The 9,650-nt window shown below is 69.3% G+C and carries 9 protein-coding genes; 2 read left to right on the top strand and 7 right to left on the bottom strand.

The annotated features are described in order from the left end of the window. Nucleotides 1-494: 494 nt before the first annotated feature. The 7 genes from argH to argC all read right to left on the bottom strand — a co-directional run bounded on the left by argH (nucleotide 495) and on the right by argC (nucleotide 7,806). Nucleotides 495-1,922, bottom strand: a complete 1,428-nt coding sequence (gene argH, locus ACWF0M_RS36490; RefSeq protein ID WP_452240332.1) for an argininosuccinate lyase — start codon at nucleotides 1,920-1,922, stop codon at nucleotides 495-497. Between the two features lie 10 nt (nucleotides 1,923-1,932). After that, on the bottom strand, nucleotides 1,933-2,457 hold the full coding sequence (locus ACWF0M_RS36485) for an arginine repressor (RefSeq protein ID WP_452240331.1): 525 nt from the start codon (nucleotides 2,455-2,457) through the stop codon (nucleotides 1,933-1,935). Then, the gene (gene argF / locus ACWF0M_RS36480) at nucleotides 2,454-3,386 is read right to left on the bottom strand and encodes an ornithine carbamoyltransferase (RefSeq protein WP_452240330.1); all 933 of its coding nucleotides are present in this window, start codon (nucleotides 3,384-3,386) and stop codon (nucleotides 2,454-2,456) included. Before argF ends, ACWF0M_RS36485 begins: the two co-directional genes overlap by 4 nt. 118 nt (nucleotides 3,387-3,504) lie before the next feature. Continuing rightward, the gene (locus ACWF0M_RS36475) at nucleotides 3,505-4,704 is read right to left on the bottom strand and encodes an acetylornithine transaminase (protein ID WP_452240329.1); all 1,200 of its coding nucleotides are present in this window, start codon (nucleotides 4,702-4,704) and stop codon (nucleotides 3,505-3,507) included. Beyond that, nucleotides 4,701-5,579 carry an acetylglutamate kinase gene (argB, locus tag ACWF0M_RS36470; protein WP_452240328.1) on the bottom strand — a complete coding sequence of 293 codons (879 nt, stop codon included), beginning with the start codon at nucleotides 5,577-5,579 and terminating at the stop codon, nucleotides 4,701-4,703. Before argB ends, ACWF0M_RS36475 begins: the two co-directional genes overlap by 4 nt. Continuing rightward, entirely contained in the window at nucleotides 5,576-6,778 is a 1,203-nt protein-coding gene (argJ, locus tag ACWF0M_RS36465; RefSeq protein ID WP_452240327.1) for a bifunctional glutamate N-acetyltransferase/amino-acid acetyltransferase ArgJ, read from the bottom strand. The genes argB and argJ overlap by 4 nt, the downstream gene beginning before the upstream one ends. Beyond that, on the bottom strand, nucleotides 6,775-7,806 hold the full coding sequence (gene argC, locus ACWF0M_RS36460; protein WP_452240326.1) for an N-acetyl-gamma-glutamyl-phosphate reductase: 1,032 nt from the start codon (nucleotides 7,804-7,806) through the stop codon (nucleotides 6,775-6,777). Before argC ends, argJ begins: the two co-directional genes overlap by 4 nt. Nucleotides 7,807-8,014: 208 nt before the next feature. Here argC and ACWF0M_RS36455 point away from each other — a divergent pair, with 208 nt between their 5' ends. Continuing rightward, nucleotides 8,015-9,010 (top strand): RNA polymerase sigma-70 factor, encoded by a 996-nt coding sequence (locus tag ACWF0M_RS36455; RefSeq protein WP_452240325.1) that lies wholly within the window; start codon nucleotides 8,015-8,017, stop codon nucleotides 9,008-9,010. A gap of 33 nt (nucleotides 9,011-9,043) precedes the next feature. Continuing rightward, complete coding sequence (locus ACWF0M_RS36450) at nucleotides 9,044-9,562, top strand: N-acetyltransferase family protein (protein WP_452240324.1); 519 nt, start codon at nucleotides 9,044-9,046, stop codon at nucleotides 9,560-9,562. Nucleotides 9,563-9,650 lie beyond the last annotated feature (88 nt).

Here is a 9,650-nt window from a genome sequence, read left to right as displayed (position 1 = left end):
TTCCCGCGGGGGGGGGGGGGGGCCCCAACCCCCCCCCGCCCCGGGGGGGTTGTTGGGGGGGTTTTTTTTGTTGGCGCGTTTCGATTCGGGGGCCCCCCCCCCCAACGCCAGGGGATATCCGTTCTTCTGCCGGACGGGTGGCTTCCGGACGGGTGGTTGGGTGATCGGGCTGGTGGCGGGACAGCTGCTCGCGGCGGGGTGATGTGCACGCTCGACAGGTAGTGCCCCGGCGAGACGGTGTACACACGGGCGCGTTCACGCTCAGGTGCACTACCCGGCCACCCGACACATCCTGTCGAGCGTGCACATCACACCGGGCCCGGCACCGCCTGGAACCCGTCGACCACCCGCACATCAGTCACAAGAGCCGGATTTCCTGCCCGATCCGGGAAGTAGTCCTCCCCAACCCCGTGGCGCCCACCGAAAACTCCGTGCGCCATGTGTGGGTCGTGTTCTGCGCCAGGCAGCCAGATTGCTGTGCAGCTGGCGGGTGGTCAGGCGAGACGGGTGGTGTGGGCGGCGGCATGGGTCCGCAGTTCAGCGAGTTGTTCGGCGACGCGCTCCTGCGCCGTACCGCCGCGAGTGTTCCGCGACGCCAGCGAGCCTTTGACGGTGAGCACCGACCGGACCTCGGGGGTCAGCGACGGCGAGATGGCGGCGAGGTCCTCGTCGGTCAGGTCCCAGAGTTCGATGCCACGCTTCTCGCACTCCTGGACGCAGGCGCCGGCCAGTTCGTGTGCGACCCGGAACGGGACCTTCTGGCGGACCAGCCACTCGGCGATGTCGGTCGCCAGCGAGAAGCCCTGTGGTGCCAGCTCCTCCAGGCGATCCGCGTTGAAGCGCAGCGTGTGGATCATCCCGGTGAACGCGGGCAGCAGCACCTCGAGGGTGTCGATGGAGTCGAAGACCGGCTCCTTGTCCTCCTGCAGGTCCCGGTTGTACGCGAGCGGCTGCGCCTTCAGCGTCGCCAGCAGCCCGCTCAGGTTCCCGATCAGCCGCCCGGCCTTTCCGCGGGCGAGCTCGGCGATGTCCGGGTTCTTCTTCTGCGGCATGATGCTCGACCCGGTCGAGAACGCGTCGTCCAGCTCGACGAACCCGAACTCCTTCGTCGCCCAGAGGATCACTTCTTCGGCCTGCCGGGACAGGTCGACACCGATCTGCGCGGTGACGAACGCGAATTCCGCGACGAAGTCCCGCGACGACGTCCCGTCGATCGAGTTCGCCGACGAGTTCGTGAAGCCCAGTTCATGCGCGACGAACACCGGGTCCAGCCCCAGCGAGCTACCAGCCAGGGCTCCCGAGCCGTACGGCGAATCCGCGGCAACCCGCGCGTCCCAGTCGGCGAGCCGATCGAGGTCCCGGATCAGCGGCCAGGCGTGCGCGAGCAGATGATGCGACAGCAGCACCGGCTGCGCGTGCTGCAGGTGCGTCCGCCCCGGCATCGCAACACCGAGATGTCGCGACGCCTGATCCGCCAGCGTGTTCACCTGCTCCAGCAGCAACCGCCCGATGACCCGGCCGTGATCGCGCAGGTAGCTCTTGAACAGCGTGGCGACCTGGTCGTTCCTCGACCGCCCCGCACGCAGCCGCCCGCCCAGCTCGGCACCGAGCCGAACGAGGAGTCCGTGCTCCAGCGCGGTGTGCACGTCCTCGTCCTCCGGGGCGGGGAGGAACTCTCCGGACAGTACGTCGGCCAGCAGCCCGTCGAGCCCGGCCAGCATCGCGGCCAGGTCGTCGTCGGTCAGCAGCCCCGCGCGGTGCAGCACCTTCGCGTGGGCCTTCGACCCGGCGATGTCGTACGGCGCCAGCCGCCAGTCGAAGTCCGTCGACTTGCTCAACGCCGCCAGCGCATCGGCAGGTCCGCCCGAGAACCGGGCTCCCCACAACGCCGAATCCCGCGCGCCGCTCTCTCCAGTACTCAAGACACTTCCTCTACTTCGGTTCGCGGGCGTTCGGTTCGCGGGCTGCGAGGGACAGGAAACGGGCGGCCAGGGCCGCGCCGCCGGTGGGGTTGCGGGAGACGACCATCACGGTGTCGTCGCCGGCGATGGTGCCGAGGACGTCGTCCAGCCCCACGTGGTCGATCGCCGACGCGAAGTACTGGGCCGCCCCCGGCGGGGTTCGCAGGATGACCAGGTTGGCGCTGCCCTCCGCCGACACGAGCAGCTCGGACGCCACCCGGGCCAGCCGGGCTTCGAACGCAGCAGCCTCACCGGCACGCGGCGTACGGTCACCGCCTTCACCCGGTACGGCGTACACGAGCTGACCGGATGAGTCGCGCACCTTCACCGCACCGATTTCGACCAGGTCCCGTGACAGCGTCGCCTGCCCGACCACCAGCCCGGACGCGGCGAGCAGATCAGCCAGTTCGGTCTGCGACCGCACCGGCTGCCGCCCGAGCAGATCGACGATCCGCTGCTGGCGGGCCGTCTTCGTCGTAGGAACCGCGATACTCACGACGAGAAACTCCTTGCCAGCAGCCACGACAGCAGCGCCTTCTGCGCGTGCAGCCGGTTCTCGGCCTCGTCCCAGACGACCGATTGCGGTCCGTCGATCACGGCTGCCTCGATCTCCTTGCCACGATAGGCGGGCAGGCAGTGCAGCACGATCGCATCCGGCTTCGCCTTGCCGAGCAGTTGCTCCGTCACGGCGTACGGCACGAACGGCGCTTCACGATCGGACGCCTCGGACTCCTGCCCCATCGACACCCAGGTGTCGGTGGCAACGACATCGGCACCGTCAACGGCTGCTGCGGCGTCCGCGGTCCAGGTCGCCGAGCCGCCGGTCTGCTCGGCGATCTCCGCGGCGCAGGCGAGAATCGCAGGGTCCGGTTGGTAGTCGGCCGGCGAGCCGACGACGACGTGCATGCCGGCGGTCGCGCCGCCCAGCAGGTACGAGTGCGCCATGTTGTTGGCGCCGTCGCCCAGGTACACCAGCTTCAGCCCGGCCGTCGATCCCTTGTGCTGCCGCACCGTCTGCAGGTCAGCGAGGATCTGGCACGGGTGGAACTCGTCGGTCAGCGCATTCACGACCGGCACCGACGACGCGGCCGCCATCTCCTCGATCCGCGCCTGCCCGAACGTCCGCCACACGATCGCCGCGACCTGCCGGTCCAGCACCCGCGCGGTGTCGGCGATCGGCTCGCCCCGGCCGAGCTGCGAGGTCTGCGCGTCGATGATCAGCGGTACGCCGCCCAGCTCCGAGATCCCGACCGCGAACGAGATCCGCGTCCGCGTCGACGTCTTGTCGAAGATCACCGCGACGGTCTTCGGCCCCTCGAGCGGCTTGTGCCCGTGCCGGTCCCCCGCTAGTTGCGCGGCCAGCGTCAGTACTTCGTCCTGCTCAACAGGCGAAAGGTCGTCGTCCCGCAAGAAGTGCCTGGTCATGGGGCCTCCCGGCCTGGACTGAGGAGTGGAGGGAGCGAAGCGACCGGAACGACGAGGGAAGGCCGGGAGTCACAGCCCCATGACCCGTCGCGACGGAGTCGCGACATCAGCACTGTCATCAGACCTCCACCCGATCTAGCAGCCCCGGAAGGGCCGCGACGAAACTGTCTGCATCAGCCTTGCCGAGGATGTACGGCGGTGCCAGCCGCACCGCGTCCGGGATCGGATTGTTCACCACGAACCCGGCCTCCAGCGCGAGCGCCGTCACCTGATCCGACACGGGCTTGGTCAACTGGATCGCCAGCAGCAGCCCGCGCCCGCGGACGCCCGCGATCAGCGGGTGGTCGAGCGCGATGATCGACGACGCGAGGTGGTTGCCGACGGCATTCACCTGGGCGAGCAGGCCGTCCCGCTCGATCACGGTCAGTACCGCCAGCCCGGCGATCGCCGCGACCGGGTTGCCGCCGAACGTTGTCCCGTGGTTCCCCGGCTGCAGCAGGTCCGCGGCCGCACCGAGACCGATGCACGCACCGATCGGGATGCCGGCACCGAGCCCCTTCGCGACGGTCACCAGGTCCGGCGTGATCCCCTCGGCCTCGTACGCGAACCAGGTCCCGGTCCGCCCGATCCCGGTCTGGATCTCGTCGATCCACAGCAGCGCGCCGTGCTCCTGAGTGATCCGCCGCGCCGCCTGCAGGTAGCCGGCCGGCGGTACGACGACGCCGTTCTCGCCCTGGATCGGCTCGAGCACCACGGCCGCGGTCCGGTCGTCGACCGCAGCGGCCAGCGCCTCCGCATCGCCGTACGGGACGAACTCGACGTCGCCCGGCAGCGGCGCGAAGGCCTCCCGGTACGCCGGCTTCCAGGTGATCGCGAGCGCGCCCATCGACCGCCCGTGGAAGGCGCCGACGGTGGACACGATCTTGGTCCGGCCGGTCCGCCGGGTGATCTTGAACGCGGCCTCGTTCGCCTCGGTGCCGGAGTTCGTGAAGAACACCTTGCCGGGGACGTCGAAGAGGCCGAGCAGCTTCTCGGCCAGCGCGATCTGCGGCGCGGACGCGAAGAAGTTCGAGACGTGGCCGAGGGTGGCCAGCTGCGAGGTCACCGCGGACACCACGAACGGGTGCGCGTGCCCGAGGCAGTTCACCGCGAGCCCGCCGAGCAGGTCGAGGTACTTGTTGCCGTCGGCATCCCACAGGTACGCACCCTCGCCGCGGACCAGGACCCGCTTCGGCGCGCCGAACGTGTTCATCAACGCGCTGGAGTAGCGAGAAGTCAGCGCTGCCTGCGTGCCGTCGACGGTGAGCAGTTCGGTCATGACGGGATCACCTGGGTTCCACTTCCGGCGTCGGTGAAGATTTCCAGCAGCAGCGAGTGCGGCACCCGGCCGTCGATGACAGTGGCTCGGGAGACACCGGACTGGACCGCGCGCAGGCAGGCTTCCATCTTCGGCACCATGCCGGACGCCAGCGACGGCAGCAACTCGGCGAGTTCGTCGGTGTCGATCTGGGTGATGATCTCGTCGCTGTCCGGCCAGTTCCGGTACAGCCCGGCGACATCGGTCAGTACGACGAGCTTCTCCGCACCGAGCGCGCTCGCGAGCGCCGCGGCCGCCGTGTCCGCGTTCACGTTGTGGGCCTGACCGTCCTCGTCCGGCGCGATCGTCGACACCACCGGGATCCGGCCGGCGTCGATCAGGTCGATCACCGCCTCCGGCCGCACCTCGACCACATCGCCGACCAGGCCGATATCCACAGCCTCGCCATCCACCAGCGCCGTACGACGTTCCGCCGTGAACAGGCCCGCGTCCTCACCGGACATGCCGACCGCCAACGGACCGTGCGCGTTCAGCAGGCCGACGAGCTCGCGGCCGACCTTGCCGACCAGCACCATACCGACGACGTCCATCGCCTCGGGCGTGGTGACCCGGAGCCCGCCGCGGAACTCGCTGTCGATCCCGAGCCGGCCGAGCATCTCGCTGATCTGCGGTCCGCCACCGTGTACGACAACGACGCGCACCCCGGCGTACCGGAGGAAGACGATGTCGGAGGCGAAGGCCTGCTTGAGCTTGTCGTCGACCATGGCGTTCCCGCCGTACTTCACGACGACGGTCTTGCCGTGAAACTCCTTCAGCCACGGCAAGGCTTCGGTCAGTACGGCGGCCTTCTCGACCGCGTCGGCGTGACTGTTCATGAGGAGTACGCCGAGTTCTCTTCGACGTAGGCGTGTGAGAGGTCCGTGGTGAGGACGGTCGCGGACGCGGGGCCGGCGTGCAGGTCGATGAGCACGTCGATCTCCAGGCCGCTCAGGTCCGCCTCAGACCTGTCCACACCCTTGCCACCGGCGACACAAATGGCAGCGCCGTTCAGGGTGATGTCGAGCAGCGACGGGTCGAACGCGGTGGGGGCGTTGCCGACCGCCATCGCGATCCGGCCCCAGTTCGGGTCGGCGGCGAAGAACGCGGTCTTGCACAGGTTGTCCTCGGCAACGATCTTGGCGGCGGCCAGCGCCTCCGCCTCGGTCGCGGCGCCCTGCACGGTGATGCTCACGTGCTTGGTGACGCCCTCGGCGTCGGCCTGCAACTGCTTCACCAGGTCAGCAGCCAGGACCGTGAGGGCCACCTCGAACGCCTCGGGAGTAACCGTGACGCCGGACGCGCCCGAGCTGAGGAGCAGGACGGTGTCGTTGGTCGACGTACCGCCGTCGACGTCGAGCCGGTTGAAGGTCTTGCTGACCGCGTTCCGCAGGGCGTGGTCGAGGTGCGGCTGGTCGAGCACGGCGTCGGTGGTGATCACGCTCAGCATCGTGGCCATGTTCGGCGCGCACATCCCGGCGCCCTTCGCGAACCCGCCGATGCTCCAGCCGTCCGGGTGCTTGAGCGCGGCCTGCTTCGGCACGTTGTCGGTCGTCATGACCGCGGTCGCCGCGGCCAGGCCGGCTTTCGCATCGTCGCCCAGCGCCGCGACTGCCGCGTCAACCCCCGGAATCAGCTTGTCGAGAGGAAGTCGCTCGCCGATCAGGCCTGTCGAGCAGACCCCGATCTCGGCGGCCCCGACTCCGAGCACCGCAGCCAACTTCTCGGCGGTCTTGTGGGTGTCTTGGAAACCCTCGGGTCCGGTGCAGGCGTTGGCGCCGCCGGAGTTCAGGACGACGGCCTTCAGCTTGCCGGCGGTCAGGACCTGCTGCGACCAGAGCACCGGCGCGGCCTTCACCTTGTTGGTGGTGAAGACGCCGGCGGCGACATCGGCAGGGCCGTCGTTGACGACGACGGTGAGGTCCGGCGTACCGGCTGGTTTGATCCCGGCGATCACCCCGGCCGCGCGGAAGCCGGCCGGCGCGGTCACTCCGGCGCTCCGATCGACTTGGGTGGCTGGGGTGACTGCAAGCGTCACGGGGCTACTCCTACGAGAGGCAGGGCCAGGGTCTCGGCGAGACCGGTGGCCAGGTTCATGCACTGCACGGCAGCGCCGGCGGTGCCCTTGGTGAGGTTGTCCATCGCGGCCACGACGGTGACGCGGCCGGTGCGCTGGTCCAGGGCGAGCTGCAACTGGACGGTGTTCGCGCCGAGGGTGGCCTGTGTCTGGGGCCATTGCCCCTCGGGCAGCAGGTGGATGAACGGCTCGTCGGCGTACGCGTCCTCGTAGGACTTCCGGAGCGCCGCGTAGTCGGTGCCTTCGGCAACCGGTGCGCTGCAGGTCGCGAGGATGCCGCGGGCCATCGGCGCGAGTACCGGCGTGAACGAGACGCTCACCGGCCCTTCGGCGTACTGCGAGAGGTTCTGCTCGATCTCCGGCGTATGACGGTGCACGCCGCCGACGCCGTACGCCGACGCGGATCCCATCACCTCGGCGCCGAGGAGGTGTGTCTTCGGGGCCTTGCCCGCGCCCGACGTGCCGCTGACGGCGACGACCACCAGTTGGGTGGCGTCGACGAGCCCGTTCTGTACGGCGGGGAGGAGGGCCAAGGTGGACACGGTGGGGTAACACCCCGGTACGGCGACCCGGTTCGACCCGCGGAGCTTGTCCCGTTGACCGGGGAGCTCCGGGAGTCCGTACGGCCACGCGCCGGCGTGCTCGCCGCCGTAGAACTCGACCCACGCCTCGGCCTCGGTCAGCCGGAAGTCCGCGCCGCAGTCGATCACGGTGACGTCATCTCCGAGCTGCTCGGCAATGACGGCGGACTGTCCGTGCGGGAGGGCCAGGAACACCACGTCGTGACCGGCGAGGTTCTCCGCCGTGGTCTCGACCAGGATGCGCCCGGCCAGCGGCACGAGGTGCGGGTGGTGCACGCCGAGCGCCGTACCGGCGTTCCCGCCTGCGGTCAGCGCGCCGATCTCCACCTCGGGGTGACTACTCAGCAACCGGAGCAGCTCGCCCCCCGCATACCCACTGGCCCCAGCCACCGCCACCGTCAAACTCATATGAATGAGTATGCCACGCCCCGGATGAATATCCAATCCCCCGCCATCACCCTCGTACCCCGAATCCAACTTTGAGAACCCACCAACCATTTTTCCGCCCGTTCCGTGGTTGGTGGCTTCTCAAAGTTGAGGTGAGCGGGGTCACGTCACAAGGTGGGGGCGGGGCGTGTCCTGGGGGTGACTACGGGATTTTGGAGGGCTGCACGATGTGCCAAGGTGGCGGGACAGCGACGCCTACACGGATCTGGAGCGCGCGGTGATGGACTACACCGAAGCGATAACGGCCACTCCGCCGGAGGTCACCGACGAGCAGGTCGAGCGGCAGGACCTGAGCGAGGAGCAGTTGGCGAGCGAGTTCGCCGAGCATCGGTCCGTTCTGGTCGGGGCGGCGTACCGAGTTGTCGGCAGTGTGAGCGATGCCGAGGACGTGGTGCAGGAGGCGTGGTTGCGCTGGTCGGCCATCGACCACGACGACATCCGCGACCCGCGGGCGTACCTGATCCGCATCACGACGCGACTGGCGCTGAACCGGTTGCGCGAGCAGAAGTCCCGACGGGAGCAGTACGTCGGCCCGTGGCTGCCGGAACCGTTGGCGACCGACGACGACCCAGCCGCCGCGGTCGAGCTCGCGGACTCGGTCAGCATGGCGATGCTCGTCGTACTCGAGACCCTGTCACCGCTCGAACGCGCAACGTTCGTCCTTCGCGAGGTCTTCGATCTGCCGTACGACGAGATCGCGGACACCCTCGGCCGGTCCGAGGCCGCCGTACGGCAGCTCGCGCACCGGGCCCGCGGGCATGTGCACGCGCGGCAGCCGCGGCATCACGTCGACAAGGCGCGCCACGACGAGCTGACGATGCGGTTCATGCAGGCGGCCGGGTCCGGCGACTTCGACCAGGTGGTCGCGCTGCTCGCGCCGGACGCCGTACTGATCAGCGACGGCGGCGGGAAGAAGAAGGCCGCGCTCCGGCCGATCCACGGCGCGGAGAAGATCGCGCGCTGGCTGTTCGCGGTGCTCGCGGACAACCCGGGCTTCGAGATCCGGATGGCATCGCTGAACGACGAGCTGGCCTACGTCGCGTACTTCGACGACGAGCCGGACACCGTCACGTTCATGAAGAGCACCGACGGCCGGATCACCGAGCTGTACCTGATCCGGAACCCGGACAAGCTGGGGACGGTTCCGCCGCGGCACAGCTTGTAGGCTATCTGCAACTCAGTCGCAGATGGAGGTGCAGTGAAATACCTGGTGGCGGACCCGGACGAGGCGCTCGGTCCGGGGTTGCGGGCGGATCTGCTGGACACGTGGGTCGCGGCGACGAACGCGGGCGGCGCGGTCGGGTACACGGCGCCGGCGCCGGTCGAGCAGATCGCGGAGAACCTCGACGGCGCCCTCGGCCGGGTCGCGGCCGGGGTGGATCTGCTCGGCGTACTCCACAACGGTGAGCGGTACGTCGGGATGGGCATGCTGGTGAGCCGCGGCAGCGGGCTGCAGGCGCACTGGCGGACGGTGCTGCGGGTGATGGTCCACCCGGAGAGCCAGGGCACCGGCGCCGGCCGGATCCTGATGGAAGGTCTGCGCGGCTCCGCTGTCGACCTGGGCCTCGAGCAACTGCAGCTCACCGTCCGCAGCGGTCTGGGCCTGGAGAAGTTCTACGGCCCCCTCGGCTACCGCGTAGTCGGTGCCCATCCGCGCGCCGTCCGCGTGGCCCCCGACGATTACCGCGACGAGATCATGCTCGTGCTGGACCTGTAGCCGTACGTGCGGACGTGTGCCACTCATCAACCACGCCTAGAGGTCGGTCGGGACGTCGGCTTGAGCGGGATACCCGGCCCGGCGGGCT

It is taken from the genome of Kribbella sp. NPDC055110, assembly GCF_053607525.1.
The sequence above is the reverse complement of the archived record's forward strand: the minus strand, read 5'-3'. Positions and strand labels throughout refer to the sequence as shown.